This window comes from Vibrio sp. YQ_11 (assembly GCF_043103065.1).
Lineage (GTDB): Bacteria > Pseudomonadota > Gammaproteobacteria > Enterobacterales > Vibrionaceae > Vibrio > Vibrio parahaemolyticus.
This window is the reverse complement of the sequence record NZ_JBICJM010000043.1, coordinates 20,021-45,663: the sequence shown is the minus strand read 5'-3', so window position 1 is coordinate 45,663 and position 25,643 is coordinate 20,021. Positions and strand designations below refer to the sequence as shown.

General features: G+C 40.1%; 39 protein-coding genes. 17 read left to right on the top strand and 22 right to left on the bottom strand.

The genetic code is table 11. The annotated features are described in order from the left end of the window. Positions 1–5 precede the first annotated feature (5 nt). The 3 genes from ACF8EG_RS16175 to ACF8EG_RS16165 all read right to left on the bottom strand — a co-directional run bounded on the left by ACF8EG_RS16175 (position 6) and on the right by ACF8EG_RS16165 (position 1,364). Positions 6–359 carry a type II toxin-antitoxin system PemK/MazF family toxin gene (locus tag ACF8EG_RS16175; RefSeq protein ID WP_025767378.1) on the bottom strand — a complete coding sequence of 118 codons (354 nt, stop codon included), beginning with the start codon at positions 357–359 and terminating at the stop codon, positions 6–8. Continuing rightward, positions 359–613 carry an AbrB/MazE/SpoVT family DNA-binding domain-containing protein gene (locus ACF8EG_RS16170; protein WP_025767377.1) on the bottom strand — a complete coding sequence of 85 codons (255 nt, stop codon included), beginning with the start codon at positions 611–613 and terminating at the stop codon, positions 359–361. Before ACF8EG_RS16170 ends, ACF8EG_RS16175 begins: the two co-directional genes overlap by 1 nt. Positions 614–692: 79 nt before the next feature. After that, the gene (locus tag ACF8EG_RS16165; protein WP_283658472.1) at positions 693–1,364 is read right to left on the bottom strand and encodes a site-specific integrase; all 672 of its coding nucleotides are present in this window, start codon (positions 1,362–1,364) and stop codon (positions 693–695) included. Between the two features lie 143 nt (positions 1,365–1,507). Between ACF8EG_RS16165 and ACF8EG_RS16160 the strand changes: the two genes are divergently transcribed. The 3 genes from ACF8EG_RS16160 (at position 1,508) to ACF8EG_RS16150 (ending at position 3,694) form a co-directional block, all read left to right on the top strand. Beyond that, positions 1,508–2,077 (top strand): hypothetical protein, encoded by a 570-nt coding sequence (locus ACF8EG_RS16160; protein ID WP_025767375.1) that lies wholly within the window; start codon positions 1,508–1,510, stop codon positions 2,075–2,077. A gap of 224 nt (positions 2,078–2,301) precedes the next feature. Further along, the gene (locus tag ACF8EG_RS16155; RefSeq protein WP_025767374.1) at positions 2,302–2,682 is read left to right on the top strand and encodes a hypothetical protein; all 381 of its coding nucleotides are present in this window, start codon (positions 2,302–2,304) and stop codon (positions 2,680–2,682) included. Between the two features lie 121 nt (positions 2,683–2,803). Next, on the top strand, positions 2,804–3,694 hold the full coding sequence (locus tag ACF8EG_RS16150; RefSeq protein ID WP_283658471.1) for a DUF4942 domain-containing protein: 891 nt from the start codon (positions 2,804–2,806) through the stop codon (positions 3,692–3,694). A gap of 171 nt (positions 3,695–3,865) precedes the next feature. On the opposite strand, the gene ACF8EG_RS16145 is transcribed toward ACF8EG_RS16150, so the two are convergent. From ACF8EG_RS16145 to ACF8EG_RS16125, 5 genes are all read right to left on the bottom strand, one after another. Continuing rightward, the gene (locus tag ACF8EG_RS16145; protein WP_258486673.1) at positions 3,866–4,753 is read right to left on the bottom strand and encodes a hypothetical protein; all 888 of its coding nucleotides are present in this window, start codon (positions 4,751–4,753) and stop codon (positions 3,866–3,868) included. 63 nt (positions 4,754–4,816) lie between these two features. After that, complete coding sequence (locus tag ACF8EG_RS16140; protein ID WP_258486676.1) at positions 4,817–5,287, bottom strand: hypothetical protein; 471 nt, start codon at positions 5,285–5,287, stop codon at positions 4,817–4,819. A gap of 191 nt (positions 5,288–5,478) precedes the next feature. Then, positions 5,479–5,799, bottom strand: a complete 321-nt coding sequence (locus ACF8EG_RS16135; RefSeq protein WP_138937682.1) for a hypothetical protein — start codon at positions 5,797–5,799, stop codon at positions 5,479–5,481. 297 nt (positions 5,800–6,096) lie between these two features. Continuing rightward, a complete protein-coding gene (locus tag ACF8EG_RS16130) occupies positions 6,097–6,405 on the bottom strand; it encodes a hypothetical protein (RefSeq protein WP_258486679.1) in 309 nt (102 codons plus the stop codon). Between the two features lie 1,233 nt (positions 6,406–7,638). Continuing rightward, the gene (locus ACF8EG_RS16125) at positions 7,639–8,385 is read right to left on the bottom strand and encodes a hypothetical protein (RefSeq protein WP_138937684.1); all 747 of its coding nucleotides are present in this window, start codon (positions 8,383–8,385) and stop codon (positions 7,639–7,641) included. A 250-nt stretch (positions 8,386–8,635) separates the two neighbouring features. Between ACF8EG_RS16125 and ACF8EG_RS16120 the strand changes: the two genes are divergently transcribed. After that, positions 8,636–8,956, top strand: coding sequence for a hypothetical protein (locus ACF8EG_RS16120; RefSeq protein WP_025767366.1), 321 nt, complete (start codon positions 8,636–8,638; stop codon positions 8,954–8,956). Between the two features lie 45 nt (positions 8,957–9,001). On the opposite strand, the gene ACF8EG_RS16115 is transcribed toward ACF8EG_RS16120, so the two are convergent. Then, the gene (locus ACF8EG_RS16115) at positions 9,002–9,241 is read right to left on the bottom strand and encodes a hypothetical protein (RefSeq protein WP_138937685.1); all 240 of its coding nucleotides are present in this window, start codon (positions 9,239–9,241) and stop codon (positions 9,002–9,004) included. Positions 9,242–9,694: 453 nt separating this feature from the next. Between ACF8EG_RS16115 and ACF8EG_RS16110 the strand changes: the two genes are divergently transcribed. The 3 genes from ACF8EG_RS16110 to ACF8EG_RS16100 all read left to right on the top strand — a co-directional run bounded on the left by ACF8EG_RS16110 (position 9,695) and on the right by ACF8EG_RS16100 (position 11,199). Next, positions 9,695–10,447 carry a hypothetical protein gene (locus ACF8EG_RS16110; protein WP_392419553.1) on the top strand — a complete coding sequence of 251 codons (753 nt, stop codon included), beginning with the start codon at positions 9,695–9,697 and terminating at the stop codon, positions 10,445–10,447. Positions 10,448–10,512: 65 nt separating this feature from the next. Beyond that, on the top strand, positions 10,513–10,947 hold the full coding sequence (locus ACF8EG_RS16105) for a hypothetical protein (RefSeq protein ID WP_138937687.1): 435 nt from the start codon (positions 10,513–10,515) through the stop codon (positions 10,945–10,947). Positions 10,948–10,965: 18 nt separating this feature from the next. Further along, the gene (locus tag ACF8EG_RS16100; protein WP_025767358.1) at positions 10,966–11,199 is read left to right on the top strand and encodes a hypothetical protein; all 234 of its coding nucleotides are present in this window, start codon (positions 10,966–10,968) and stop codon (positions 11,197–11,199) included. 45 nt (positions 11,200–11,244) lie between these two features. Here ACF8EG_RS16100 and ACF8EG_RS16095 read toward each other — a convergent pair whose 3' ends face one another. Further along, entirely contained in the window at positions 11,245–11,586 is a 342-nt protein-coding gene (locus tag ACF8EG_RS16095) for a hypothetical protein (RefSeq protein WP_138937689.1), read from the bottom strand. A 210-nt stretch (positions 11,587–11,796) separates the two neighbouring features. On the opposite strand from ACF8EG_RS16095, the gene ACF8EG_RS16090 reads away from it, so the two are divergent. From ACF8EG_RS16090 to ACF8EG_RS16050, 9 genes are all read left to right on the top strand, one after another. Next, complete coding sequence (locus ACF8EG_RS16090; protein ID WP_193286254.1) at positions 11,797–12,390, top strand: hypothetical protein; 594 nt, start codon at positions 11,797–11,799, stop codon at positions 12,388–12,390. Between the two features lie 10 nt (positions 12,391–12,400). After that, complete coding sequence (locus ACF8EG_RS16085; RefSeq protein ID WP_323212781.1) at positions 12,401–12,577, top strand: hypothetical protein; 177 nt, start codon at positions 12,401–12,403, stop codon at positions 12,575–12,577. Between the two features lie 146 nt (positions 12,578–12,723). Next, positions 12,724–13,554, top strand: coding sequence for a hypothetical protein (locus ACF8EG_RS16080; RefSeq protein WP_193286256.1), 831 nt, complete (start codon positions 12,724–12,726; stop codon positions 13,552–13,554). A gap of 180 nt (positions 13,555–13,734) precedes the next feature. Continuing rightward, a complete protein-coding gene (locus ACF8EG_RS16075) occupies positions 13,735–14,109 on the top strand; it encodes a hypothetical protein (protein WP_025767354.1) in 375 nt (124 codons plus the stop codon). A gap of 964 nt (positions 14,110–15,073) precedes the next feature. Next, positions 15,074–15,580, top strand: a complete 507-nt coding sequence (locus ACF8EG_RS16070) for a hypothetical protein (RefSeq protein ID WP_323212778.1) — start codon at positions 15,074–15,076, stop codon at positions 15,578–15,580. Continuing rightward, positions 15,570–15,947: a hypothetical protein gene (locus tag ACF8EG_RS16065; protein WP_138937693.1), complete on the top strand. Its 378-nt coding sequence runs from the start codon at positions 15,570–15,572 to the stop codon at positions 15,945–15,947. Before ACF8EG_RS16070 ends, ACF8EG_RS16065 begins: the two co-directional genes overlap by 11 nt. Positions 15,948–16,138: 191 nt before the next feature. After that, the gene (locus tag ACF8EG_RS16060) at positions 16,139–16,441 is read left to right on the top strand and encodes a hypothetical protein (RefSeq protein WP_138937694.1); all 303 of its coding nucleotides are present in this window, start codon (positions 16,139–16,141) and stop codon (positions 16,439–16,441) included. Between the two features lie 190 nt (positions 16,442–16,631). Then, positions 16,632–18,200 carry a hypothetical protein gene (locus ACF8EG_RS16055; protein ID WP_323212774.1) on the top strand — a complete coding sequence of 523 codons (1,569 nt, stop codon included), beginning with the start codon at positions 16,632–16,634 and terminating at the stop codon, positions 18,198–18,200. Further along, entirely contained in the window at positions 18,200–18,586 is a 387-nt protein-coding gene (locus ACF8EG_RS16050) for a hypothetical protein (RefSeq protein ID WP_025767349.1), read from the top strand. Before ACF8EG_RS16055 ends, ACF8EG_RS16050 begins: the two co-directional genes overlap by 1 nt. Before the next feature lie 35 nt (positions 18,587–18,621). On the opposite strand, the gene ACF8EG_RS16045 is transcribed toward ACF8EG_RS16050, so the two are convergent. Then, positions 18,622–18,828 carry a hypothetical protein gene (locus ACF8EG_RS16045; protein WP_086048363.1) on the bottom strand — a complete coding sequence of 69 codons (207 nt, stop codon included), beginning with the start codon at positions 18,826–18,828 and terminating at the stop codon, positions 18,622–18,624. Positions 18,829–18,958: 130 nt separating this feature from the next. Between ACF8EG_RS16045 and ACF8EG_RS16040 the strand changes: the two genes are divergently transcribed. Further along, complete coding sequence (locus ACF8EG_RS16040; protein WP_025767347.1) at positions 18,959–19,330, top strand: type II toxin-antitoxin system HigA family antitoxin; 372 nt, start codon at positions 18,959–18,961, stop codon at positions 19,328–19,330. Between the two features lie 432 nt (positions 19,331–19,762). Here the strand turns inward: ACF8EG_RS16040 and ACF8EG_RS16035 are convergent, their stop codons facing one another. The 11 genes from ACF8EG_RS16035 to ACF8EG_RS15985 form a co-directional block, all read right to left on the bottom strand. Then, on the bottom strand, positions 19,763–20,110 hold the full coding sequence (locus ACF8EG_RS16035; RefSeq protein WP_323212772.1) for a hypothetical protein: 348 nt from the start codon (positions 20,108–20,110) through the stop codon (positions 19,763–19,765). A gap of 31 nt (positions 20,111–20,141) precedes the next feature. Beyond that, complete coding sequence (locus tag ACF8EG_RS16030; protein WP_086048361.1) at positions 20,142–20,378, bottom strand: hypothetical protein; 237 nt, start codon at positions 20,376–20,378, stop codon at positions 20,142–20,144. Between the two features lie 84 nt (positions 20,379–20,462). Next, positions 20,463–20,684, bottom strand: a complete 222-nt coding sequence (locus ACF8EG_RS16025; RefSeq protein ID WP_025767343.1) for a hypothetical protein — start codon at positions 20,682–20,684, stop codon at positions 20,463–20,465. A gap of 75 nt (positions 20,685–20,759) precedes the next feature. Beyond that, positions 20,760–21,017 carry a hypothetical protein gene (locus ACF8EG_RS16020; protein WP_323212769.1) on the bottom strand — a complete coding sequence of 86 codons (258 nt, stop codon included), beginning with the start codon at positions 21,015–21,017 and terminating at the stop codon, positions 20,760–20,762. Positions 21,018–21,289: 272 nt separating this feature from the next. Further along, positions 21,290–21,658, bottom strand: a complete 369-nt coding sequence (locus ACF8EG_RS16015; protein WP_193286258.1) for a hypothetical protein — start codon at positions 21,656–21,658, stop codon at positions 21,290–21,292. A 69-nt stretch (positions 21,659–21,727) separates the two neighbouring features. Beyond that, positions 21,728–21,892: a hypothetical protein gene (locus ACF8EG_RS16010; RefSeq protein ID WP_157664646.1), complete on the bottom strand. Its 165-nt coding sequence runs from the start codon at positions 21,890–21,892 to the stop codon at positions 21,728–21,730. 112 nt (positions 21,893–22,004) lie between these two features. Continuing rightward, complete coding sequence (locus ACF8EG_RS16005; protein WP_258486173.1) at positions 22,005–22,796, bottom strand: hypothetical protein; 792 nt, start codon at positions 22,794–22,796, stop codon at positions 22,005–22,007. Between the two features lie 447 nt (positions 22,797–23,243). After that, positions 23,244–23,642 carry a hypothetical protein gene (locus ACF8EG_RS16000; protein WP_180208794.1) on the bottom strand — a complete coding sequence of 133 codons (399 nt, stop codon included), beginning with the start codon at positions 23,640–23,642 and terminating at the stop codon, positions 23,244–23,246. A 398-nt stretch (positions 23,643–24,040) separates the two neighbouring features. Next, positions 24,041–24,367, bottom strand: a complete 327-nt coding sequence (locus ACF8EG_RS15995; protein WP_180208793.1) for a hypothetical protein — start codon at positions 24,365–24,367, stop codon at positions 24,041–24,043. Positions 24,368–24,465: 98 nt separating this feature from the next. Further along, on the bottom strand, positions 24,466–25,194 hold the full coding sequence (locus tag ACF8EG_RS15990) for an AsnC family protein (protein WP_138937698.1): 729 nt from the start codon (positions 25,192–25,194) through the stop codon (positions 24,466–24,468). Next, positions 25,184–25,576 (bottom strand): hypothetical protein, encoded by a 393-nt coding sequence (locus ACF8EG_RS15985; protein ID WP_025767334.1) that lies wholly within the window; start codon positions 25,574–25,576, stop codon positions 25,184–25,186. Before ACF8EG_RS15985 ends, ACF8EG_RS15990 begins: the two co-directional genes overlap by 11 nt. Between the last annotated feature and the right edge of the window lie 67 nt (positions 25,577–25,643).

Genomic DNA, 25,643 nt, shown 5'->3' with positions numbered 1-25,643 from the left:
CTCGCTTACTCTTCAAATAGAGACTCTGCCCCAATCAACGGGATAAGTCTCAGCAAAACATCTTCCATCACACCGTTTTCTGCGGTGGTTATCTTCTTCGCGTTACGGTCTTTCCAAGAAAGTGTTTGAATCAAACTTGATGCCACGACACTTGGTTTATCTAGATTCTTTACTGAAACCTCGGTAGCTTGACCTCGAATACTGGTACTAATCGGGCAGCAGATAAGTAGCCCCGTTTGCTGATTGTATTCTTTACTTGAAAGGACAATAGCTGGACGGTACTTGCCGATCTCTTTGCCTTTCACGGGTTCAAAATCTAACCAGATAATGTCATTACGTTTAGGGATATACTGAGCCATTACTCGCCTAGCTCCTTACCAGAAACAACCGCTAATTCGTCAGCATGTGCCGTATGAGCATCTAAACCGTTCAGAAGCTCTTTTTCGCTGAACGGAAAGCGTTTCTTAGGGCGCTTGATTGGTTCAATAGTGATCTTTTTGCCATCAGCTTTAACTTCGATATCTGCACCCTCGACAAGCCCTAACTGCTTAATGAAAGCGGCAGGAATTATATTGCCAAGACTGTTACCAATTTTTCGTACTTGAGTGCGCATACCTCAACCTCACTGTGAATACATTGTTATAACATTAGTAATTGTATACCTTTTAATCTTGGTGTCAACATTGTTATAACTACAATGCCAATTCAGCCGCTTTAGATAACTGGTTAGCTGAAATGTCGATGTATTCCAAGCTCATAGATGGTTCTGAATGCCCTAAAGTCCTTTGTATTGCGGTCAGTTCGATGCCTAAAGCGTTCATATTACTTGCATAACTGCGCCTACCAGTATGAGATGAACATCCTTTCATACCACAACGTTTGTAAATATTTCGAATCATCAACTCAAGCACGTCACAAGCTTGATAGTCTACCCGTTCACCCGCTTGGTTTACTCTGGTGTTACGCTTCATCGAATAACAACGCCCTCGGTTATTCAGCACTAGCTTGCTAAGGGGATTAAGCTGTTGATAGGAGTCGTCAAACGTTGTTGCCCACTGGCGAGACTTTCGATAGTCAATCCACTCTTGGATAATTTGTTTAGCTAGTTTGCTTAACCAGATAGAACGGGGCTTTCGTCGCTTGCACAACGATGCTCTTAGATAAATCTCATCTTTGATTTTACCTGTAGGCATGATCACATGATCAACAGTGATTTGGGCTAGTTCGCTAACTCTCAGAGTAGAAAATGACAACGCCAAAACTAATCGCTTTAGTTCGGCGTTCTGCATGAGCTGGCATCGAGACAGGAGCTTTTTTACTTGAGAATTGGTAAGGCTTTTCGCCTTGGCTTTGGCTTTTGGCATATGTGTATTCTCCGACTATTGGCAAATATACACACACAAGCAATTTGATCGTGTTGGTTAGCTTATAACATGCAAACACGGGGCTTTGGGGGAAAACGGCTTTGCTATACTGGCTTAGAGTCATGGAATGGAAAGATGGATAAGTGAATAGATACAAGTACGCAACGGTTTGGACTGAGCACGAAGGCTATTTGGAAGTGTCTACCTATCGAGCTTTTTGCGCTTGCAAGTTGCTCGATTTCAATAAAAACGTCAGTCACTTTTCACGCAATCACAAGACACTGACCTATCTGATGAACGGCAAGAAGCGGCAATTAACTCCCGACTTCAATGTGCATTACAAGCAAGAAGATTTCTACCTGCTTTGCTATAAAGATTCGACACTTACTAAAGAACAAATCGAGTGCTTACACCAACAGTATCCTATCCACTTTTGGTCTGACAGTTTTCTACTTGAAAACCCGATGGTTAAAAATATTGATTTGATGCAGCGATATCATAAAGGATCGTTTTTTCCTAATGATGGACAATCCTTGGTAGTACCGACCTTATTAGATAGACCACTAACAGCCAAAGGTCTGTGCGAACAACTTAATTACTCCATCGGTGAGGCTAATGTGCAATTAATGAAATTAGCAGCCTATGGCAAGTTAACTTTTGATATTCGTCAACCGTATACTGAAAACACAGTATTTCATATAGTCGAAAATTAGAGGGAAAACGGGTATGACACTTTAATACTCATCATTAGCATGGATTCATGCTCGGTAATAGCAACTAGTATGGATCTTTATTTCTCTCCTACAATCGCTTTCACAATTGTCTTACTTTTCTCTTGTCGAGACATTTTAGCCTGATGCTCCATTCTGAAATCGTCACAATGAATTTATAGCTAGTCACTTAGTACACAAAACAATGATTTAGAAGGAATATTCAGATGACCAATCAAACAAATAATTACGATATGCTTACCAGTTGCGAAGGTATGGATCTGCTTCCAGGGGAGAAAGACGCTTTTCAATTTGTAGTGTCGATTGGGTTATCCAGAGCCTACAGACTTATAGATAAAATCGCTGCACGTTTTGAACGACGTTACAAGCGTGCATGTGAAGAAGCAAGCGTACCGATTAACCGTGAATGGGTTTATAGCACTGAGCTAGAAAAAGACCTCATGCATAAGTTAAAGATGGGAGTAACCCTTGTCGATATTTCTTCGTCCCCTTACGCAGCTCGTCGTCGAATTGAACTTAGAATTGAAGCTCGCAACGCGGCACGCAAATTGCGATTAAGCCGTCAACAGGCTGGTGTTACAGCTTAGTCTCATCAATTGGGTCTTAATGGGAGATATCTTCTGATTGAATCTCCCTTAAATTAGGCATACTTCAACTATCCGCAATAGGCTGCTTGCCAGCTCCATTTAACGTAGAAGGCAGTTCAACATGAAACAACTACCCGTAGAAGCTAAGCTCATAGAGTCGCTTGTCCAAAAGAGAACTCAATTCATTGATGTGTATGCCACTTCTCTCATATTGCACAAAAAAGCAATCCAGTTGAGTCATAACATTGACTGTCTAATCCCTGATTACAATCAAAGCTATCCGATGAGTTTTGATTTTTCGTTTTCGAAGATTGCCCAAGAATGTGGTGAAACGTCCAGCAATCGTATTCGTTTCATTAGAGAGGTGACACTGCACTCAATGTGCGATGAAGATGTCATACCGAAAGTAACAAAGGTTGTTGATGGTCTTTTATGGGAGATGCTGTTTAACCGATTAGGCTTGCTAAAGCTAATGTCTAAAAAACAATCTGACAAATTCAATAATGATTGCAATGAGAACCCACAGCCATTCGTGTTAGACATCGTAGAATCCACGCTAGCAAGTTTTTATGAAACACACGGTGAGACAATGCTAGAAGCATTAATGGACTCGTTTGCAGCTCTCTCAGGCACATATACATCAAACGACGGGGTGAAGTTCGGTAAGCGTGTCATCGTGGATGATGCATTTATCGAATACGGGGGGCACTTCAAAGTCAACAGCTTCAGTCCCTTAGAAACGTTACTAGGTATTGTTTGGCGATGGATTTTAGCAAACCGTTTAGCTATCAATGAAAACGGTCTAGCACGAAATGGCATACTCGATGAGTTGGAAGTGGCATTAAAGGGCGCGGGACTAGATTACTCAGAGATCGACAATGTTGAGTCTCACGGTATCACGTTTCGATTTTTCAAGAAAAAGACGGTACATATTCTCTTTCCTGATTCAATGATCGAGTTGATGAACGATCAGCTAGCCAAATCAAATGCACTACCTGGCTCGGTACGTTAACTGCTTTAATTCACATTTATTTAAAGGGGCGCGATGAGTGTCCCTTTTGTGTTTGACTGAACAATGCTTACGTGAAGCCATGAGCGATTGCACTTCCATTTCACATTGCTTACTTAATCTTCACGCCATGCCGCGTTATCGTGACCACCAATTGAATTAGGTAAATGAAAACTAAAATATCTCAATGAAAGGGGCATCAGAAAAGCTAGTTCTTACATAATCATAACATCGAGTTTCATCTTGCAGCCTTTCATCCGTTTCATCGAACTCCTTTTTCAGCGTTTCTAACAACCACTGCTTCGTTTGTTGCCACGATTTCAGTTCTTTTCGTGGCGATCTAAGTGTATTGAAGCTCCACTCATCATCAAGTTTGGTCGAAAAAAGTTCTTGCCAATCATTGCTCTGACGTAAGTATTCCCCTTGGAGAGCGTACTGCGGGATTCCAATAATGCGTCCATCTTCATACCATTCCTGTGACTCAGATTCGGTTAGTTGAGGACGCCGTCTTCGAAGTGGATGATCAAACGGAGCATCTAATCCTGAATGTTTCGCTAGTTCAATGTAGTGTATCAAGTCAAAATCATTTATGTGTTTAAGCAATGGGATTAAACACCTGACAAGCTCAGCAACTCCTTCATCACTCAGTTCATTCAAACTACTGATTGTATTAATGGCACAATTGAATGAATCAAACTCATTCTGAAGGTTGGTTAGTGAGTTTGTTACATATTCAGTTTCTGAGAACCATGTATTTAAGAGGCGAGCATTTGGCTCATCGTACAGAATTACTCCATTGAGACATTGAGACTTCGCGTGATGAGATAGTTCTTCTTTTGGTGGGCATTCTAATTTCATCCCTGTGGCGTTTCTTACCACCTCAATTGCTTTGTAATAGGTTTGAATAGGGTATTTTGCCAAAACAACAAGACCACCATGCATTAGTCCTTCTAAAGCACTAGTATGGTTAATTACTTCAATGCTGGGTAATTTTGTTTTTGTTAATTTTGACCCATCAAAATTTAGTTCTTTGATGGTCACTGACTTTGTGGTTACTTCCATTATACTCATCAACCTTTCTTCCAAACGTGGCTAGCCACCAGCGATAATCCACACTAGTAGTAATTAATGCTCAGGCTCGTTTATCAACGACAAGTCGTCAACACCGACCTCTATCATCGCGTGATCCTGTTTGCGGAATCGATGAGCCGCTAACGCTGCATCAAATAGTTCTGAAGCTGTGTTTTCTGGGACATCAATACCTTTCTCTCGTAAGAGTTCTTGCATGGCTCCGAAAAGAGCATCTTCGTGTAGCCGATCAGCGCGTTGATAATCGTCATACGTCAGAACCACTTCACCTGTAATTCGGCTATAAGTTTCTTCTGTTACGCCAATTGTTTCCTTGATAATGCTTTCATCTTCATCGAATAGATCAATAAAGAACGGCGCGTTATTTGTCGAAATGCTTTCTTTCTTAAATGAAGCAAATACGGTGTTAACGTCGCATGTTTCTAAAAATCGACTATGAACCTTGACACCATTATCGGTGGAGCCTAGATACAGGGCACGTAGGCTAAGGTTGATTGAGACAGTCATGTAAATCTCCATTATTGGATGCGGCTGGTGGGCATACGATACCATGCCCAACCAACTCAACTTAAAGTTACAGCAGTGTAATTAGAAATTTTAAAAGTCAGTTGATTTTCTGGGTCACTACTAAGGAGAAAGCCTTTGATTGCTTGGACAGCAACCAAAGACTGAATCTTGCTTCCTGCCATGTATCCGCTTTAATTTAACATTTGATCATTCAACGTGGAATGCAAACGCTGCTTAAGCGCAATACGCTTTTCCTTAAGCTCAAACTCCAACTGTAGTTTCTCATTAGCAGCTTGTACGGGGCAATTGAGATTACTATGCTCACCGACATCAAAATCAAATAGCTTACCAACATTAGTTGCCAACGACGTAGCCTTCCCTTCCCAGTCATCACGATTTGAGATTACTTCTTCAAGCTCGGAATTTGAGATTAGAGTGAATGATTCTGCGTTATCGCGTACCCAAGAAGCAATATCTGCTTCGCTCATTTTTGCTAGTTTCTGTAAATCCATGTTTGAAATCCTTATTTACTATTAGTGATTTTGTCTACCGCACGTAAGCAGCGCCGTTTGATGTAATAACTATGCCAAAGTAAGAATGACTTATTCGAAAGAAAACTCTCTACAAGCCCAAAATGACTGTTGTATTTCTACCTTGCCCCTTTTGATGAGAAAAACGAATCGCCATAGGTGCAATTCGCTCATTTTCCGTGAGGCGTGACAATTCAGATAGGAACCGAACTTAATAGGTTTGCGGTCTTATCGGATACCCCTAGACAGGAGTATCAAATAAGACTGATTCGCAAATAACTAAGAGGCTTTGTGGTGATCGATAAATTGCTCAACCAGTTTCTGAAACTTCTCATCGTCACTAAGTTTCTTTAACTCTTCGATGCTACTAACCAGATGGATCTCATCATGCCAAGATAAGCTCTTATAAATATCAAGCAACTCTTGCTCCGAAAAGCTTTCAGATGAGCGAGGATTACCTTGCTCATCCTCAAGTAAGTTAAGTAGCCCTACTCGATTTTTTACTTGTTTAAAAAGGTCTTCGACTGAGTGGATTGGCGATAGCTCTCCAAAAAAAGGCTGTGTGCTAAATCTTGCAAAAACTCGCATAATTTCTACCTGTTATCAGTTAGTTAGTTGAATGAATCATTTTTGATTTACGTAACTATAAATCCGATTTGATTAATGCGTACCACTGAAAAGTGCCTATTGGACAAAAGAGCCAAACCTTAATGAATTGGGCAAATGCGGAAGATTCAAACCTGAGAATATCGCTATATGAGTTGATAGGCTTGATGTCACATTTACGTCTCGCAGCCTTGGCTTGTTTAAAATGCCACCCACACACCAGGTAAATGCAATTGAAGAAAATGGTTATCTCTGAAACAAAATCGTGAATTGACAGCTATTCTGAAATAATAGATAGTTGTGCTTGGCTACTAGGGGCGAATACTCACCCCTAGACCGGTCGGTTAACGTAGTAGTGTCTCAAGAAAGACAACTAACAGGTTGATGATTGCGATCGCCAAATCGATTAGTTTTGCCATAGCATTCTCCTATGGGTTTATGGTTTAGCCAAGGTAAGTCGTATTAAGTGAGGTCCAGTCACCTAATGCGCACAAACTCGGAGTGAAGCTTGTCTAGTTAGCTCCAAACTGGGTCAATTACATATTGCCTCCTAGTTAATTAAAGGCTGAGTTCTAAGGACTCAGCCTTTTTTTATTCCATTTCAAGACGTCAACAAGGTTCACATGAACGATTTGGGTTGTAAATAGATTCTGCACTTTTGCCTTAAAATCGGTTAGATACATTAACCTGTCAATAACTTTAAGAAAATTAATTTACCTTAATCAATGCCTTACAGATTAATATGTTCTGTATCTATTTTCGAGATTAATCCACTGATCTACGTTTGACAATACAAGTTATAAAAACCTTGTAAAAATGACATTTGAATCACTCTTTCACCGAGAACCAAAGAGATACTAAATTTTAATAACTTCCGCTTAACTACTTTAGTCAGCGCACACTCTTAATTATGCACAAAACTAGAATACATCAAGAGTATTATAAATTTGAGTAAAAAAACTGAATAGATTTCATTTTGTAGCCAAGTAACAAAATTACTCCAAATTTCAAATAAAGTGAGATTTATATCTAGAACAGCGTGTGATTGGGAGATTTGTGAGGTTATGCTAAAGGGGAAAGTATGGAGCTATAGAAGGTAGAGAGGGTGCTAGTCGCGTCCGGTTATTCGATTGCCACAGGGCTATCAGAAGACCACCAGCTCTAAGTTGCATATATTGCTACTCAGCAAATTGATTATAACAGAGCTATATACAATTAGTCAGAAAAATTATCTTTTAGAGAAACTAGCTCTCGTTTTAAGAGCCATTGACCAATACAATCTGCACTTTCTGCGTAAAAGTGACGGCTTTCAGGAATACCTGCAATCTCAAACGATTTTTTGGCGTCAGAAGTTAGAGCGTCATGGGCTTGTTTATCACCGACCAAGGCAATATTTCTGAAGTCATATGGACCAGACCAAGCATCTTCTGTCACTTCTAGTACCTTTTTGTTATCGTGGTATAGAATCCACATTTGACAAGCACCACCATCATGATACTCAATGTTTGAGCGACCTTTTTTTGCTGTCCAGCTATCTAGAGGCATTGGTTTCTCTTCAACTAATGAGTCCGTTTTTTCAATCATATAGCTGAAAGGAAAGATATAAGTACGGTTCGCATTGCTAATCGTGTAGCCTTTAGTTGTTATCGAATCAAGTTTACCGACGAAGTCACCCAATTCCTTATCCCAAACCTTTACAAGATCACCTTTCTGAATCGAAGTAATCTTTTTGACGATATCACGATGTTTCGGATTAATCGCTGATTCGGTAACTTCTTCAACCGTCAGTAGCGGCGTTTTACTTATCAGTGTTGCTACATAGCCCTTACTTGCCGTTCCTTCATGATGATAAATTGTTGTTTTTGATTTTGTAGAGTGCAATACAGTACCAAAACATGGCTTACCTTTAAGTACAAATTTGATGTTTTGATTTCTTTTTAAATTAACAGGTTTAATTTTCATCCTATTACCTTACATGTTTAAGTGATTAAATAAATCTCGCTAGTTACTCATAATTAAATGGCTAACTTCCGAATGAGTTACATGTTTATATTTATTAAAATGAATCACAATTACTTCTGTCTTAAATACAGATTTACCACATAATCACAACATATAAAGAATGAGTCATTAAGACCTAAAAAATAGTAATACCATCACCACGCAAATATAATTAAAGCATGAATTAAGACATTATTTAAAGGGGTGAGTCATGTACGACATTATTGAATTTGCAATCAAAACCATTGAACTTTTGTTAAAGAATCCAGTGGAGTTTTCAAGCATGATTGTTATTTCTGTTTCATGCTTTGCACTTGCGTACTGGCGCTTACATCGTCGCTACAAGAAACGTATCGCCAATCTTTCAGAAACCGTTGTTGCATTGTATGACTCGGAAGCCGTAGCTCTAGAGTTACTAAAAGAATCTGATACAGGTGTAAGTAAACAGTTATTGCGTAAACTGGCTTTCAACAAGTCTCAAATGACAACAAAAGTCTACCGTTATAAAGCTCTTAATTATCTAAAGAAATAACATAACTAGCCCCTTACCGACGTAGGGGGCTAAATTCCGCTACCATTAGCTTCTAAGGTTTTGAACGATGTTCAATTGATTTTGATATTCAGCTAGTGCGTACTGCTCTGCTTCTCTAAGTTGCCTTTGATGTTCTTCTCTTCGTTGCTCCTGAGCGAAACTTCCTTCCCCTCTCTCAGCATCTCGTTCTAGCTCACATAGATAGCTACTTCTGGCGTCTTCATAATTGCTTTTTAGTTGCTCCAACTTCTGTAAGGCATCTTTTAGTGTTAGATCTTGTTGCATGTTCTAAGTCCTATATGGTGTGTACCGACATCTGACGCACGATACTAGATATGACGTTTGGTGAGAGGGTTAATTTCCCTCGTTTAACTAGCTGAGTTAATGTGACGGTGATATGCATCGGTAACAGCGACTAGTATGGATCTTTTTTTCTGTCCACATTTATTCTAATAACTGTACGAACAGGTTTACCAGTCTTTTTAGTAACTTATTTCTCTCATACCACTATGCACAGACTAATCAGCAAGTAACTAACATGCCCACAACTTAAGTGTACAAGGGCTTGGCAAGCTCCCAATAATCGACTGTCCCCCCCCACATAACACACTACAATCTGATTTTTGTGGATTGCTTTAAGTGAAATCAAAACGCCATTGTCTTATCGCTTCATTTCATCGCCTAAATGAATGGATGTCTGTAGATAATTACCTTGTCCACCAGCCAAGGAGCAAAAACATGAATATTACAGAAGTTTTGAGTTACTACACATGTGATGCAAGCAAGCTAGCAATTGATGCGTCATACCGAGAAGAGATTGAAGATGCTCTAAACGTCCCGACAAAGCCGAAAGTTACAACAGAAGATGAGTATGTCACCGCAATGGGTATTAAGCGTTTGCTGTGTCGTATTGAGGTTTATATGGGCAATATTTCTCACCCATTACATAGCATCTTTAGTGATCTAGAAAACACCTACTCAAAAGCACTATCACGCTATAACAACTCTCTTCTGGTTAAGAACAAAGATGACCGTCGATTAATCAAGTATCTAGCATGGACAAAATACTTTACCAGTAGCGTTGATCACGAACAGATGCTGATTGAAGCCGCTCAGAAGGGGTTACTTAAAAAGCGTCTAACGGTTAGTGATGACGGTAAAACCCATGTCAGCTTGTTCGTTTGGGGATTGAAATTCAAAGTGGGTAACAATGTATTTTCAGTTGACAGGTTGGGTCGAGAACATCGCACCTATTTAGAAACCATTGGTCGTCAGTGTATTCCAACCTGCGTCCCTAGTGAATGCTTCAATCGTTTTGTTCAAAATAACCCAAAACTCATCGAGCAGATTGCTGATGTCACCGAAAATGACTATGTGACCGATGTGGGAGATGGCAAATATAAGATTCGCTCAATTCCATTTTCAGTAGCGGATCAGAATGACATCTACTACGCGTACCAGTTAAAGAGAACAAGCAACCTAGCAGCTTAACGTATCTCCCTCCCAAACCGGACAGCCTAATCGTTGTCCGGTAACTTTATATAGAGGAAATTATCATGGCAAGTCCAGCACTCATTCGGCTACCCAATGCACAAAGTGTATTTGTGCAATACGATGGCTACCCCACTCAAATCTTTAAGGCTTTGTTAGAAACAGTCAAAAGCGGAGAGCTTAGTGAAGAAACGTTTACTAGGCACTACCTTGACTTATACGAAGGAGAAAGCCTCGATAAGACAAAATCAGTCATCAAACATGGGAACATGTGCTTTTTAAAAAATTACGACTATTGCTACACACTAGATGCCGGTGTACTTGAATTCGAGTTTGTCTCTTACAGAAGTATGATTCAAACCCGAGATCCATTTGTTCAGGTTATGACTTCAACTGACGGTAGTAAAGAGCGAGTAAGAAGGACACTTAACACGTTAGTTTCAGAATTGAGTGAGTATGGCATCCGCGTAGACACCCAAGCTGGGGTCACTAAGCACTAATTAAAACAGGTGGTAAATATGACTGACAAATTCCCTAAAGTCTTTGAAGTACAAGGGGACACTATAATCGTCGACGAATCGCTTCATGATTCCTTGAATGTACTAGCTGGTCGCTTTTACGCATTGCACAACTACATTGAACGTGATGGGTTTGATTATTCAAAGTCGAACCACCCACAAGAGCAATTAATGTACAGAATGGCGTTAGAGGCAGCATACATGCAGCAGCAGTCAGGTGAACTAGACGGTTGATTTACTTTTGTTGTGAAGGGGGGACGTTTTAATGCCCCCTTCCTATTAATACTTGCCGTTTTCTTCCAGTTGCCTTAATGCCGCACCAAACAAACTTTCAGGAGATTGGTTTTTGTTATCCTTAATGGATTGACGAACAATCCTGTCTGCAGTAACTGTTGGAGACTTTGAGTGACCATCAAAATTTTCTTGCCGCCGCCCGTAAGCGATGTAGCAATCGATTGATAGGATATTTCGCTCGTGTTCTTCACAATCAAGTGATGCTATTTGCTTACAAACTCCCTCATACATTCTGTCCAAGCTTTCGTCGTTATTCGATTTACAAAAATGCTTGTAGATGTCATCAATCGAAGTATCGATCGTTACTTTGAACTTTTCGCGCTTCATTAACCCCTCACCAATAACGTTATTTATTACCAAGACTTATTGCCCTACAAAAAAGCCCGATACTAAGCAAAATAGCTTTGAGTGATTATATCACCAATCACTACTGGAAGAACTCTGAAACATCTCGCGGTCTTATTGCCAGATGTCTTTGCGATAGGCTAGCTAACATTACGTAACATTAACCGTGTCCACCAAGAACGGAGATCAGTTATGGATTGTTTATTACAACAAATCACTCGATTTGAAACGACGGCTTTGAATGCTCAACGCTTTTTAGACGCTTACCCAACTAACAAGGCTTCACTGAACATTGAAGATTTACTGCATAGCGTTTCTAACGAGTCTAAGCGCGGATTAGATAGTTTTACTATGTTTTACGCCCACGGAGAATGTGCGGTATACGCAGAAGGATTAATCGACTCAATTCCTAGTGTGTATTCACCTAAGCTCGTTGTCTTCTTTGAAGAAGACTGCCCTATCCATTACGCAGTACAAGCGCAATTTGATGGCGGTTTATATTATTTTGATGCCTATGGTGTTTTTAGCAATATCGAAGCAATCAAAGCACGATACACAAACAACACTGTGACTAGCACTTCTTTCATCTCACTAGACAGTGAAGATCCAAAAGATGAATCGATTATCGAGAATTGGCGTAATCAAACCGTGTCCTTTCTTGACTGTTTTGATGATGACCATTCAGCAGAGTTACATGATATGCATTATACGGAAATGTATGAGGAATATTTGGCGACCGTAGTTGCTAATAACTTCAAGTATCTCGCCCAAATTAACATCAACTAAGGATTGAGCAATGGAGTATGAAAGTTTATCGAAGGAAGCAAAGGAAACATTGATCGCAATGGTTGAGCATTGCCTAAACTCAGGGCTAAAAATGGGGATGGATGAAGGAATTCAGTGTTTCGAAACTGGTAAGAAGCATAACTTCCGCACAGAGCTAGAGAAGTTTGTAAAATCAAATCAGGCTTAATGGTTCAAACTAAGTGGCGTTCGTCGCCACTTTTGAGTTTTATAGTTTATGGCAAATTGAGAGAATCTACTACTTAGGCGCTAAGTATATGGATTGTCGAAAAGCAAAATTACCTCACATAAACCGTAACAAAATATAAGAGCAGTATGGAATATAAACTCACAAACAATAGCACGGCGAAAATTTCAGACCTGCTAAAACGACACATGTCAGGACTCCCTACCCTTGGTATGTATGTTAATCGAGAGATCGAGGTAGGTAAGTACACCTTTAAGCGATATAAGACTGACTTTGAAGTCGGGTATTTCTCTACTTTGTCCAATTACTCGCGTGGCGTTGCTTTACTTGAAGCTGACAAGGTGTGGATGACCCTATCTGCATTAGAGGTTGAATCTCATTATGTGCCTCAACATTCAGCAAAGGGAAAAGTAGTAATTGCTGGGCTTGGGTTAGGTCTTATCACGCTTAGTTTATTGGAAAAGAAGGCAGTTAAGGAAATCGTAGTTCTCGAGCATGACGCAGACTTAATTGAACAATTTGATAAGTTACTTGATGGTAAAACGCTAAAGTTGTGGCAGAAGAATCTCACTACGGGGCGCGTAAAGATTTTCAAATGCGACTGCTTAGCACCACTCTCAAACGAGATACTGCGTGCGACTCGTAAAGCAAATTACTTATGGGTTGATATTTGGGCGACGTTGTTCACTGAACAAGCATCAAAGGACACAAAGCGCCTATACGACCAAATAAAACCGGATGTTTGTGATTACTGGGGGCATTGCTTTGATTTGATAATCGAGTCTGGGGAAAAACAATCAACTCTTTCTCCATCGACTCTGAAATCAACGGCTAAGAATATACTTGGCATGAACATGACAGTTAATACTTTGAGTGGTCACGCGTTGCAACTCTATACGGAACTCGCTATGAGAGTATTACATAATGCCCATAAAAAGATGTCCGGCAACCAAAGTTAAGTCGATTGTTCAAAAGCGAACTGCTTCACTTTTTATGTGGTCGATTATCTTTAAGCGCGATTGAGCTGGTGGTTGAGTTTTTATGAGGTGAAATTGCCTTTTGTCTTAATCGCTGTTGTCTTCCCATATGAATTCTACGTGGTGGGTACTCTATGTCTAAATCAGACACGGAGTCCACCAATGCTTACCACAACTCATGAACCTAATGCCATGTCAAAGGCTACGCGTTTAATGTCACCTACTAAATCTATCCCAGGATTCGATAATACCTTTGAGTTTTGCCGAAATGATGCGCAAGTGATGTATGCCATGCTTAAAACCTTCAAAATGTATGGCTACCCTGTATTAGTGTCATTCGTCGATCCCGAGCATCAAATTGTATCTTTTCAAAACCTATCAGACAGCTTCCCTACCTGTAACCCTCTCATCAAGCTAGAGGATAAATCAAAGGAAATGCTAATGGATTTGTTTACCAGTCCAATTAACGCAGACGATGCGTTCTACAAAGGGATGCTATCAGAGTATTCTGGCGTAGATATGGCAAGCTTCTTCTAGCCATAAAGCAAATTAACCACACAAAAAAGGCTTCCGAAGTGGTTCGGAAGCCTTTTGTATTTTTTAGCAATTGCCTTTTAGTGGCGAGAACTGTAAATCAATAACAGCCAGTGGTGTCCCACTTAACGCATTCATCCACCACAACATGCGCTCCATTGTATGACTCACTAGTTACTTTGAATGTCACGAATCTCAAAGCAACTAATACTGCGAGGGTGGGCGAGATTTTAAGGCAGGATAACCAACCACGGAACAGAGGCTTTCGCATGAAGTGGACTCGCTACTTTCTCACGATAAAACGATAGATACGAGAGAGTATCAACCATTCAGCTTTTATAATGTACTACATATGATGGTTTAATCAAGAGTGTTGTGTTAAATAAAATATATTTTATGACTGACAAGAAGAAAAAAGCGCTTGCCCATAAAAGTAAGAGGCAAACGCTAATTTGGGTTTTACTGGAAGTGTGAGTTAAACATGCAATAATAAATCTTGAACAGAAAATCAACATTTAAGACATGTAAATCAGAAACTTACAAGAAAAACAAGCCACAGCTTTAAACTACTTCTTAATAAATTTCTGATGCCTGAGACAAGCTACTGGCTAGGTAAATGCCTCAAACGCATTCGATTATTCAACATTAATTTCTATTATTCCACTATTATTTTTAGTTTTTATAAAATAACTCATAATTCGTCACACTTTATTTTGAAAATATCTTAGATATGACACAAAATAATAAAACTATTATTATTATACAATGTAAAGTAAGTTAGACTTTCGATTAAATTCGAATAAATGCCTATAAATCAGCAGTTATTGAACGTAAAAAGTTATCAACGTACCTCTCGCCATTCTCAATGAGAATGGCGAATTTTTGGCTTATAGGCTGTTGTTTTAACCTCACATAGATTTCGAATTAGCAATAATTAGTTTGTTATCACTGAATAGAGGTTACAGTCATGCAACAAACTAAACAGCGCGAACAAGTTATAGAGGATGCACACTTACGAATCGGGAATTTTCATACAAAAGAATGGCTTACAAATAGCAGCCTAGATGCTTCTTCCATTCAAATCATGTTAGAAAAATTCTCTGATGAGATGCATATCTTCCGCGCTATTAGAGACTTTACGCCAGAAGAAGTATTTGAGCTGAATCCGAAAATTATCAGTACTTATTCAATGATCATTTCCGAGATTAGACATCCAATGCACTCACTGAAACTTAATGATTACGAGTTAAATCTGGCATTTGAAAAGTTGTGTAACATGACTAGAAAGTTTTCAAGTGGCACCAAACTAGCGAATAGTCTGCTAGTTGCTCTAAAGGGGACAGAAGAGGAAAAGGAGTTTGTGAGGGAAGTGACTTACGAGAGAGAGAGCGCGCCTCACTATAAAGAATCTGTTTTAAAAATCTCACAAATTGCTAATTATTATCGACAAAAGGAAATAGGCAATGCTTTGTAAAGGATGTCACCAAGCATTACACCCAAGAGACGTTGTATTTAATATTGAGAGACACGCCAATTGTCACTCTACAACCAGCAAAAAGTTGCCAAGCTTAGCTATTGCTCGTAAAGCCCTGCTCGTGAAACTTGAAGAAATTGGCGAAAAGCAGTTGGCGACATCTCTTTTTCTAGAGATCCCCGACGACCCATTCCACTATCGATGTATTGAAGATACTAATGGCGCTCTAGCAGTTCAATTAGGATCTGGTGCGAGGGAATTCTGTCTGTTAATTACGCCAAAAAGTGAACAGATGATTGATTTCGAGGTTAACCTCGTTCATCTAAAATCACTAAATTGCTTAGCTTCAGTTAACATCAGCTCATAGGTGTCGTCTAATGCCAAGTAGTGAAATTTATGGAACAACTCACGAGTCAATCCCGTTAACCGTTACCACTAACAAGCGATGGTGGCAGTTCTGGAAGCCCAAACAGTTTACTGTATACGTTAATGCGACTGTAAATCGAGATCTCGGAGTTGCCTTATATGCAACTCATTCAAACTTTTAGGTTGAATCAAATGAATAAATTTGAAAAGGACATATTGTCACGTCTGCATAATGCTAGCACGGATATTCCTTCACCAAGGGATGGTGGATCAATACAGGGGACAATTAGTGGGTTTGCTGGCTACTCTAGAGATATGGTTACATTCCAAAATCTACAAAACAGCTTATTTTTTGAGTTACTTTGCCCTGACCCCCATCTATCAGCAACGGAACAGAAGCAAGCCTTAGAAGAACGAATAGTAGAGATTGAACAATACATATCAAAGCGTAAGCTCGAAAACTGGTCAATAGAAGGGGCAGGAAAAATAACCTAGCTAAAGGGTTATTTTAGTTGTTTGAGACTGGTGTTTTCACTTAATTGATAGTGAAAATGACCTATTTCCAAATGAATATTCATATCCCATTTTTTAGCAGTTAAGATTTAGTTTTTGACTCTAGAAAACGAATATGGGACACAAACCAATTAAAGGGAGATCCTATCCCTTCCCACCGAGAAATTCAGCTATGTGGAAGGGATTCCATGTTTCATACGACCAAGCGGTCGAGATGTTCTATGATCAAACAGCACTACAGCAGTATCTTGGCAATGACCCCCTGATTTATACGAATAAATACAAGCGTGTTACCTATCCCACGATACAGGACGCTCAAGAGTTCTACACTCGTGACCAACTTGATTTTTATATCAAGAAAGAACAAGAGTATTTAAAGCAAGAAGCCCTTGGCATACCTTCATTTAAAAAGATTAATACCGCAATAAGAAGCCGAATTAACCCCACTGAAGATGGCATTCAAAACGTTGGGGAAAGACCTTTATCAGAAATGGGGAGGCTAACGGCTAGAAGCGCATTACAATCCCCTATCACGGACCTGAACGTGAAGAACCGTGATGAATTACTGAGTAACAATTCAAATCGAAACAACGAACAAGTGCTTAGAACCAACTCTACGATTCCACAGGAAAGTTGTGACAACCATTTCAGCCTGGGCTGGATGCAATCGCCAATCTATCAAACTCAATCCGATCTTTGGGCTTCAATCTTTACTACAGAGACTACCGAAGAACAGCGGAATTTAATCAGGAAGTACAACTCTCACTTGAATGAACCTGTTGTACAAGGCGAAATTGTTGTTCTCCTAACGTCACAACCTGCAACGACAGAAGAACAAAGCCAGCTAGATGAATTATTAGAAAATGCTCAAATTGCTAGTAGAGAGCTAGGGAAACTCTTAAGGGACGAGGTATCAACATTACATCGTCATTTTGACTTGCTCTCTCATCAAATCGAGCAACGAATACTTTCGGACGGTCTACCTTCTGACTATTATGCGCAAGTGGCGACCGGGACCGGGGCAACCGCGACAGTTGTTGAGCAAAACCTAAAGAATATCCAGACCGTTCTTGAAGAGATCAATCACTTATATGTATCACAGGTGGCAATGGCAAGTCGTACTGGTGGCATGAACTATGGGGCATTTGTCTCTGAGCGAGCGGAACTATTCAAAAAGCTTGACGGTTCTTTTGCAATGTTATCAAAACGTAGTGTTCAACTTCCGATTTATACACAAATAAAACGAAACTTAAACCTCTCAACCAAGTCGGTCATCCACCATGCAGATGACATATTGAAGTCGGGGTACGTGAAAGATCTAGGTAAAAGGATTGGGAATATCTCTATTGGTATATCATCAGCTCGTGGTTTAGGCTATGTGGGCTTAATTGTTGGGGCAGCAAGTGGAGTCAACAATATTTATGAAGCTTGTCGAGTTGACAGTACAGGTAACTGTGAACGCACTACAGCTCGCGAAGTAGTCGGCTTTTTTGGTGGTTGGCATGGAGGTGCCTTGGGAGGCTCGTTAGGTGTGGCTGCGGCTACCGGAGCATTGGCATTAGTTATTGGCGTCAGTGCATCAGCGCCACTCTTTGCAGTCGCAGCGATTGCTGGTGCTTTGGGCGGTAGTTTTATTGGTGGCGTTATAGGATCTACGGTCGGCAAAGCCTTCGGTGACGGTCTGTACTATCTATATGAAGCTGGTGGCGAATTAATTGAATATGCAGAGGAAGTCTTTTGATGGTTTGGTATGAAGCCTTAATCATAGGTTTGGGGTTATTATTTGGAGCCTATTTTTTTATATGGGCAATCCCCGGAGTTTTGTTATCAGCCATAGTTTCATTGGGAGATTATAAGTACATAGTGCTCATTGATCGGGAATTGGCGAAAGACTTAGGTACGCTCTATGACGACAAAGGTTATATGCTCCCCAAGTATCAATTATCATGGAAGATCGCGAACAGGCTGGCTATCTACTCCATCCTATATCCATTAATTCGTAAACGTGCTTCAACTGATTCTGTTAAGTTCAAGCTGTTTATGTGGACCAATGCAATAGGTTGGTGGAGTTTGATTGGTTCTGTCATCTGCGTGGGGCTGGCGAAGGTGCTTGGCATTATTCCTTAATCTTACGAGATTGGCGTAATGCCCACATGCAATTATTACTTTCTGGATGAACCTAAAAACCTTGCGATGGCTTGTTTGAGATCTAAAGTAAGACTAAACAGAAGTGAACCAATAACACATCCAAGAAGGATTTGATTTGTGAATGTTGGTTGCAGGATTGTCAAATAAAACCAGATCGCGACAATGATTAATGCTATTTTTACAGTAACTTTAACAGTTTGGCTTCTAAATAATTTTAACATTTAAATACTCCATGAATTTGATAACTTGCTTAAGATAACAATAAAAGTATACCTTATAAGTCTATGAAAAAGTGCTATACATCATGATTGATTAGTTACAAAACGAAAATTGAACATCAGGGAATAGATCATGCTATTAACAGCCGTAAGCAATCAAGAAGAACACTCCGCAGCCTTAGACAGAATTACTCACTTGTGGGGTTTACCTCAAATAACCCCTAAGCAAAGCAACGAGTTAGAGATGCTAGTTTCTTTGGTTCAAGAGTATGAAGCCGAACACACCCCTATTCCATTGCCCGACCCAGTTGCTGCAATCATCTTCCGAATGGAAGAACAAGGTTTAACCTCTAAAGATTTAGCGCCAATTATCGGAAGTCAAAGTCTCGTAGAAAGCATACTGAATAAAACAAAATCGTTAACTCCTACCATAATTCAACGTCTTCATAAATCGTTGAACATCCCTCTTGATTGTTTATCTCAGCAATATGATTTAAGTAATTAAACTCTTTGGGAGTTTAGTCTAAAGCCATTGCTTAGTTATTAGTCTTTTTTCTTATCGGTTGATTCTTAGTCACAACTGATATCGAAACCGATTAATCTTTCATGGTGTTTAACTAAGAGAGATGTTTAATGAAAATAGGTGATATAAGCTCGGTAGTAGGCTTAGCTGCGCACGATGGCAGTATAAATCTAAGTGGTTGTTTTCATAATAGAACTGGTCATGCGACCTTCGTTAATGTGAGCAAGGATGATTACAACAAGTGCAAGAATGATAGCGAGCAACTTAAGGCACTGTTTCTAGCTACTTATGAAAAATCAGGGTCAGTGAAACTATACTAACCAAATATGGCGGCATAGAGTCGCCACAACGCCCACTTGCTACTGTCAACTCCTAACTTTCCTTTCCGGCTCCCCAGTCATGAATGTATGCAGATTAACCATAGCACTTCGTTTTAGCGACATAATCAGAGTGCAGTTCTTTATGAAGACGCTGACCACTGATTAACTTATCAGCCAATTCAGAGTTTCCGCGAACTACGAGATCAAGATAGGCAAGTGTTAGCTCAGCTACAAAGTCGCAGTTTATGCTACTTAGTGATCCAATATTGGAGCCTCCCTTTGTATTGAGCATTGCTGAAAGATACCGTCCCTTACCACAATGGTCAGCCGCAAAATTGTTGCCATTTGACCGCTCGGCTTGAAGCCATGAATTGAAATCAACGAGTTCGTGATTTCCTTTAAAATAAATATGCCAGGTGTTTACAAAATTGGGTAATTCCATAGACCTACTTCATCCTCTAGATATGATTTGATTAACAGCTCGGGGTAGCTTTGTTGAGCCACGTAGTGAAAGTAGTCAGTGGTGTTGGCTTAATTCGCTCCTTTCCACCCGGCTTGCGCCAATATACGTCAGCCATAACAGTACGGCGGTCATACTGACTAACTTGTGCATTCTCGATGCGCGTTATCTCTCGCACATCTTCACCGATTGACCAAGTTTTGCCAGCAAGGGAAAGTGCTTCGTTAACAGTTTTAGGTGTATTTGACATAACCACATTTCCTTTAATGATACTTATCCAAACAAATGACTTACTGCCTTGTCTATGCCACCAGCTCACAGCATCGCAAAATAATCATGATTCTTCAGAATCAAAACCCGTAAGCCCACACTCTGGTTCTTGCTCATTGAGCTTCTTTAAAGCTTGCTTTTCGTAGTCATCTAAACTCGAAACGTCAGAATTAAATAGACCAGCCTCTCTTAATAAGTCACAAGCAATTACCATACTGTCATGTGTATTAACAATAATCGCTGCAGCATAGAAAACGCCTTCTTCAAATTCTGTAAATTTGGTCATGATTTTCCTCTATAAAAGTTTCGTCTCAGCTCACTGTTAGCTCATTGAGCCATGTCATGGGGATGATATGCTATATTATTGGAACCAATATTCCTTGTAGCTCGTAACCGACTTTACCAAAAGGACTATCATTACAATAGCTGCCACAGCACTGCTAAAGACTAATTTCGATTCTTCAGCACTGATTGTGAAAACTAAAACCCAAGCGAGAAATGCATACGAGACAATCCCACTAATTCTACTTTTAAAAGGAACGGTTGAGCGGCGGTTGCTTTCTCTAAGTCCCTTTCTCATAGCCTTTTGAATATCTGAAATTTCCTTGTTTCTGTTCATGAAGCACCCTTAATTTCTTCAATCACTTCCGTCGTGTTCTGCAAAACTTAAGAAAAATAAACACTGAAGAAAAGCTCAATGCAAACTTTAGAACATAAGTAATATAATCGTTTATTGGCACCCAAATGCTTAATAAATCAACCAATCTATGACTTTCAAACGCAATTGAGATTGATACAATAAACACGACACTCAATCTTAAGCTAAACGAACTATCACCTGTGTTTTGAGGCTTCCAATTGTAACTGCTCATGCCCCTATTCCTGCTAATTCTAATGTGATGATAAATTTGGCTTTACCGCAAACCACATCGATTCTAAATGGTTGCATCCAGCATTAAAAGCACCAGCGTATCGTGCAGCTCTGAATGAGTCGCAGAGGACCACTTTACGATAATCATCTTCCATCAACTCATTGAATCCTGAAAGATCTACCGCATGATACTCAACATTGCCCATTAGAGTACACATACCTCCTTTGACTGTGCCACCAACGCGCTTACCTTGCCCTTTTGAAAGCCCCCAATCCAAAGTTTTTTTCTGATAAGGTACTTCGCCTAAATTCGAAAGAATGACGTTGGAATGATGTAAAACGAACAGTCTCGCTTCTTCTTTAGTCTTTGATAATCCAAATTTGATCACAATTCACACTCATTTGCTTCTACATGGATGAAAGAAATAGCCTGACATGAGGTCAGGCTATTCAATTAGCTAGATTGGCATACTTGCTTTCAATACACAGATATACTCCTTCGCATAAACCTTACGAGCTAATTTCTCACTTTCGGCTACCACTTCTAGCTCTACCATTCCTTTAGCTTCAGACAGTACCCGCTTCACTACAGAGCGCGGAAACGCAACAAATTTATAACGCATAGTAATTACCTCACGTTGCTTGATGGACGTAATTACTTTAACGATTGGGGATTTGATTTTTTCCGGGAAATGAGTCGACAAGACAAAAATTCCTCAAGCGATCGTTATCGACTTAAACAACAGACACGCCATCATTGAGGCTTACATCCGACCCCAAAAGTATAGATGCAGTTGAAGATTGAGTAGCTAAAAAGTCAGCCAATGAGCATGACTCAACCATCACTACTGCGACCGCTTCAGCAGCAGATTTGTGGTAATTCTCATAAACCCCTGGCTCGCTACGACTTACAGTATATGCGCCATAAGAGTCACATTCCCCAATATCCACTGAACCAAAACTCAAACGACCATCCAAGCTTTGTAGTTCAAGAAAGCGCTTTAGATCGGGAAGGTTTTTCTCACAAAGTTGTACCGCTCGACGAACAGCGTCGATATCAGACATTAGCCCTGTTAAAATTAATGGCTCACCGTCAAGTAGTATAGCTGCGTGTTCTCCATTCTTTCTCAAGCTTGTATTGGTTAGAATATTGAACGTAAAGCAAGGTCTAAACGGCGACTTACGTATTAAATCAATCCGCTCAGAGCCAAACTCAACTCGATTTTGCACGTTTAACGTATAGGTAGTGCCGTTAGATAGAGTAATGGTGTGGGACCCAATTAGCCGCTCACTTTTATTTGAACCTAATTCGTTCCCATGACGGTCAAATGCAGTTACCTGAATAACCGTTGGCTTAGTACTGCTTCCCGAGATAACTTGAAGTGCGACTTCTGTAGAGTCATTAAACATGACGAGTGTTTCGAATAATACCTCTCCGAAAGCACCAAGCTTCTGACCTTGAATGTATGAATTGAGTTGAACTGTACGTTCATCCGAAACGTAGACTAAAGATTTAAGATTTTTCATTCGTCCCCTACCTGATTTAAATGACAGCCTGGTATACCAAAGCTAATAAATCTATCGTAAGAGATGGAGCGCTCTCACTCCGCGATATATCGAGCTATAAGACAAAATCAAACGTAGTGGAAATAAAAAAAGAGCTTACAAAGTTGCAAGCTCTTACATCGAAAGGGTTTATACACTCATAGTGTTGCCAGCTAGTTTGAATTTGAACGCCTTTGTGACCTAACTAGCAACTATCATCAGGGCAGTTTGGAGCGTTGGTGTGCACCCCTGTTCTCCACTGTCGGGATTTAAAGTCCCGCCAATCCAAATTCACGGAGAAGACCGATGGCAACACTATGAGCGCAAGCGTAGGTTACTGTTATCATTGTAACTTTTCAAGGAAAAACCACCTACATAAATACGTGGGTAGAAACACCAACTACCCACCAGCAAATTCGCTTACTAACTTCAGCGTTTGCTTTGTAAGTAATAGCCAAGACCGAAAATTGCAACACCGATTGCTATTTGGACCTTAGTTTGTGCATACCAAGCCAGATCACCCCCCATTTCATCATAAAAGCTTGATGGCATTGATTGGGTGCTCTGTCCGAGATAATCCAGCACCGGAGTAAAACTGATAAATACCAATATCGCAATTAAAGTAACTAAAGGTATACCTGGGATATCCATTGTAAACTTCAAGAAGATGGCGAAGGCAAGCACTACAACAACTTTTATCACCGTATCTAAAGCCAATGAAAATGGCACGCCAATTTGGTTTGCTAACCAAAGACCAGCAACACACAGCAATGCAACAACCATAATAGTAAGCCAAACAACAGAATTCATAATGCTGTTTCCGTTCATTCCTATATCCTTAATTCAATTTTATTAATGAAAAAGTTAAACTAACACGCTTTCTAGTATTCGATCTTTTTCTTATCCAAGGTTTAAGGCAATGATTTCATTGCCTGTAAGCTTCCGAATTTTATATATTTTTGTCGAACCAGTTAACAAGTCTTTGCAGAGACGCTTAGCATGGATTATGTTCATCTCCGCACAATCGGGATAGTAGCAGTTTGCCAAGGATAGCACAGCATCATCGCGCTTAGTGTAAGTCTCGAAATCTATTAAGTTGGGGACATCAACTACAGGATACGATTCTAAACGATTCTTTTTCGAAACAGTTCTATCTACCTTTAAGTCGCAAACTACCCACATGCTCCCTCCTACTCCCGATTGTCTAGTGACGGCTTAGGCTTACGTTAAGCCAATCTGCGAATTGAGTGATACTCCGCGATTGCACGGTTAGAGATATCTCTACATTGCGATAGAGACTTACCTTCAATCTGCAAAAAGTTTTCAGTCAGTGTAGTGGTAGCGAACAAATAACGAGTTCCATTGTTATGCTTACACGCTGTCACCGTGAAAGCATCAAACTCATTAGTACACACCAGTGCACGCGGCTCACTTTCCAATGTCAACAACTTGATGCCACCACTTACCTCCTGAAAAAGACCATGAGTTGATGATGTTTGGTACTCTTTTGCGCGAACAAACTCTAAGCCGTTATAAACGAAAGTATTTTTCATGAATTCAAACCCTTGCTATTAAATGAACAAATCCAGAATAAGGCTTATTGACTCTCAATTGTTCGAGAAATGACTTGTTAAGACATTCATCCCAGAGTTTAACTCTTGGTTTCGAATAAATGTTTATACCGGCGATTAACGTGCTCTCTTGATATACCAATGCGGCGAGCAACAGCAGAGATGCTTATCCTTTCGCCCTGTTTGCCGAGGGTATGGATGGCATCAAGGATTTTAGCCGCAGTTTTGTCGGTACGAATTGAATGTGTGACGTATGCTCCATTAGCTCTACTTGGCACCTTGGTTTTTGATGGTTGCCAGCGCGTTAAACCACTGCATTTTACAACACAGCTAGTGCCGCCCCCTCTCGTATGAAATAGCATATTGCCACTAAACACCAGGTATGCCATGTAGTAACCATCGGATGAATCTTTACTTGACTGATCAGCGTTACGCCTTCCCGGAGCCACATATTTATTTTCAGGTTCATGCTCATGAAAAGCATCAAACAAAATGACATCTTTTCCAACCCAATTTGATGTACGTAAGTTGGTAAAACTGTCATTTGTGAGCTTAAGTCTTCCAATATATCGCATCACCCACCCTTCACTCGTCGTAATGGGGAGATTCCCTGCGCTACCACTAGAATGAATTTCTTTAATGCAGTCATTTGGCTCCAAAACCTCTCCGCACGCCAACTCGAAGCTTTCGTATCGAATGGCATCAAGGTTTTTGGTCCCCATATTAAACAAAAAGCAAGATTCCATTTCATACATCTTTGTCAGTTCTTCAGCAACAGCAACGTCTTTAACTTGATGTTTAGTTTCCATCGCCAAACCCTGCCTTAATTGCTTGCTGAAGCTTTTCATTTATATCCGGAAAAATTGTTTTTGTGTCGATATCATCAAATGGCAAAAGGACTTCGACAGGAGTCGCCTCAAGTTCTCTCATTTTCTGAAATAACTGCTCTTTGGTTTGAAAACCGTCTGCGTCGAAATACTCATCCCTTACTGGAAAGTACACAATAGCATGGTCACGGTTACGTTCCGTGCGACTGATGTGCATCACTTTGCTCGTTGTCGGGAAGACTGCATTTACTGCATAAGCAAGCGTGTAACACCCGCCATCAAAGAAGCCACAGTCATGTGACTCTACTAGAGTTTCGTAAGTCGCTTCTACAGCCCCATTTAATACAACATTTAATAAATCCATACCGCCCCCTTTCAAGTCGATATAGATAGTTTGCCGCTTCTCGTGTCTTGGTTGGCAAATAAAAGCA

Bases quoted from the DNA above. Each gene is read 5' to 3' on its own strand.
- ACF8EG_RS16175 (WP_025767378.1), bottom strand. From the start codon at position 359: ATGGCTCAGTATATCCCTAAACGTAATGACATTATCTGGTTAGATTTT.
- ACF8EG_RS16170 (WP_025767377.1), bottom strand. From the start codon at position 613: ATGCGCACTCAAGTACGAAAAATTGGTAACAGTCTTGGCAATATAATT.
- ACF8EG_RS16165 (WP_283658472.1), bottom strand. From the start codon at position 1,364: ATGCCAAAAGCCAAAGCCAAGGCGAAAAGCCTTACCAATTCTCAAGTA.
- ACF8EG_RS16155 (WP_025767374.1), top strand. From the start codon at position 2,302: ATGACCAATCAAACAAATAATTACGATATGCTTACCAGTTGCGAAGGT.
- ACF8EG_RS16150 (WP_283658471.1), top strand. From the start codon at position 2,804: ATGAAACAACTACCCGTAGAAGCTAAGCTCATAGAGTCGCTTGTCCAA.
- ACF8EG_RS16145 (WP_258486673.1), bottom strand. From the start codon at position 4,753: ATGGAAGTAACCACAAAGTCAGTGACCATCAAAGAACTAAATTTTGAT.
- ACF8EG_RS16140 (WP_258486676.1), bottom strand. From the start codon at position 5,287: ATGACTGTCTCAATCAACCTTAGCCTACGTGCCCTGTATCTAGGCTCC.
- ACF8EG_RS16135 (WP_138937682.1), bottom strand. From the start codon at position 5,799: ATGGATTTACAGAAACTAGCAAAAATGAGCGAAGCAGATATTGCTTCT.
- ACF8EG_RS16130 (WP_258486679.1), bottom strand. From the start codon at position 6,405: ATGCGAGTTTTTGCAAGATTTAGCACACAGCCTTTTTTTGGAGAGCTA.
- ACF8EG_RS16125 (WP_138937684.1), bottom strand. From the start codon at position 8,385: ATGAAAATTAAACCTGTTAATTTAAAAAGAAATCAAAACATCAAATTT.
- ACF8EG_RS16120 (WP_025767366.1), top strand. From the start codon at position 8,636: ATGTACGACATTATTGAATTTGCAATCAAAACCATTGAACTTTTGTTA.
- ACF8EG_RS16115 (WP_138937685.1), bottom strand. From the start codon at position 9,241: ATGCAACAAGATCTAACACTAAAAGATGCCTTACAGAAGTTGGAGCAA.
- ACF8EG_RS16110 (WP_392419553.1), top strand. From the start codon at position 9,695: ATGAATATTACAGAAGTTTTGAGTTACTACACATGTGATGCAAGCAAG.
- ACF8EG_RS16105 (WP_138937687.1), top strand. From the start codon at position 10,513: ATGGCAAGTCCAGCACTCATTCGGCTACCCAATGCACAAAGTGTATTT.
- ACF8EG_RS16100 (WP_025767358.1), top strand. From the start codon at position 10,966: ATGACTGACAAATTCCCTAAAGTCTTTGAAGTACAAGGGGACACTATA.
- ACF8EG_RS16095 (WP_138937689.1), bottom strand. From the start codon at position 11,586: ATGAAGCGCGAAAAGTTCAAAGTAACGATCGATACTTCGATTGATGAC.
- ACF8EG_RS16090 (WP_193286254.1), top strand. From the start codon at position 11,797: ATGGATTGTTTATTACAACAAATCACTCGATTTGAAACGACGGCTTTG.
- ACF8EG_RS16085 (WP_323212781.1), top strand. From the start codon at position 12,401: ATGGAGTATGAAAGTTTATCGAAGGAAGCAAAGGAAACATTGATCGCA.
- ACF8EG_RS16080 (WP_193286256.1), top strand. From the start codon at position 12,724: ATGGAATATAAACTCACAAACAATAGCACGGCGAAAATTTCAGACCTG.
- ACF8EG_RS16075 (WP_025767354.1), top strand. From the start codon at position 13,735: ATGCTTACCACAACTCATGAACCTAATGCCATGTCAAAGGCTACGCGT.
- ACF8EG_RS16070 (WP_323212778.1), top strand. From the start codon at position 15,074: ATGCAACAAACTAAACAGCGCGAACAAGTTATAGAGGATGCACACTTA.
- ACF8EG_RS16065 (WP_138937693.1), top strand. From the start codon at position 15,570: ATGCTTTGTAAAGGATGTCACCAAGCATTACACCCAAGAGACGTTGTA.
- ACF8EG_RS16060 (WP_138937694.1), top strand. From the start codon at position 16,139: ATGAATAAATTTGAAAAGGACATATTGTCACGTCTGCATAATGCTAGC.
- ACF8EG_RS16055 (WP_323212774.1), top strand. From the start codon at position 16,632: ATGTGGAAGGGATTCCATGTTTCATACGACCAAGCGGTCGAGATGTTC.
- ACF8EG_RS16050 (WP_025767349.1), top strand. From the start codon at position 18,200: ATGGTTTGGTATGAAGCCTTAATCATAGGTTTGGGGTTATTATTTGGA.
- ACF8EG_RS16045 (WP_086048363.1), bottom strand. From the start codon at position 18,828: ATGTTAAAATTATTTAGAAGCCAAACTGTTAAAGTTACTGTAAAAATA.
- ACF8EG_RS16040 (WP_025767347.1), top strand. From the start codon at position 18,959: ATGCTATTAACAGCCGTAAGCAATCAAGAAGAACACTCCGCAGCCTTA.
- ACF8EG_RS16035 (WP_323212772.1), bottom strand. From the start codon at position 20,110: ATGGAATTACCCAATTTTGTAAACACCTGGCATATTTATTTTAAAGGA.
- ACF8EG_RS16030 (WP_086048361.1), bottom strand. From the start codon at position 20,378: ATGTCAAATACACCTAAAACTGTTAACGAAGCACTTTCCCTTGCTGGC.
- ACF8EG_RS16025 (WP_025767343.1), bottom strand. From the start codon at position 20,684: ATGACCAAATTTACAGAATTTGAAGAAGGCGTTTTCTATGCTGCAGCG.
- ACF8EG_RS16020 (WP_323212769.1), bottom strand. From the start codon at position 21,017: ATGAACAGAAACAAGGAAATTTCAGATATTCAAAAGGCTATGAGAAAG.
- ACF8EG_RS16010 (WP_157664646.1), bottom strand. From the start codon at position 21,892: ATGCGTTATAAATTTGTTGCGTTTCCGCGCTCTGTAGTGAAGCGGGTA.
- ACF8EG_RS16005 (WP_258486173.1), bottom strand. From the start codon at position 22,796: ATGAAAAATCTTAAATCTTTAGTCTACGTTTCGGATGAACGTACAGTT.
- ACF8EG_RS16000 (WP_180208794.1), bottom strand. From the start codon at position 23,642: ATGAACGGAAACAGCATTATGAATTCTGTTGTTTGGCTTACTATTATG.
- ACF8EG_RS15995 (WP_180208793.1), bottom strand. From the start codon at position 24,367: ATGAAAAATACTTTCGTTTATAACGGCTTAGAGTTTGTTCGCGCAAAA.
- ACF8EG_RS15990 (WP_138937698.1), bottom strand. From the start codon at position 25,194: ATGGAAACTAAACATCAAGTTAAAGACGTTGCTGTTGCTGAAGAACTG.
- ACF8EG_RS15985 (WP_025767334.1), bottom strand. From the start codon at position 25,576: ATGGATTTATTAAATGTTGTATTAAATGGGGCTGTAGAAGCGACTTAC.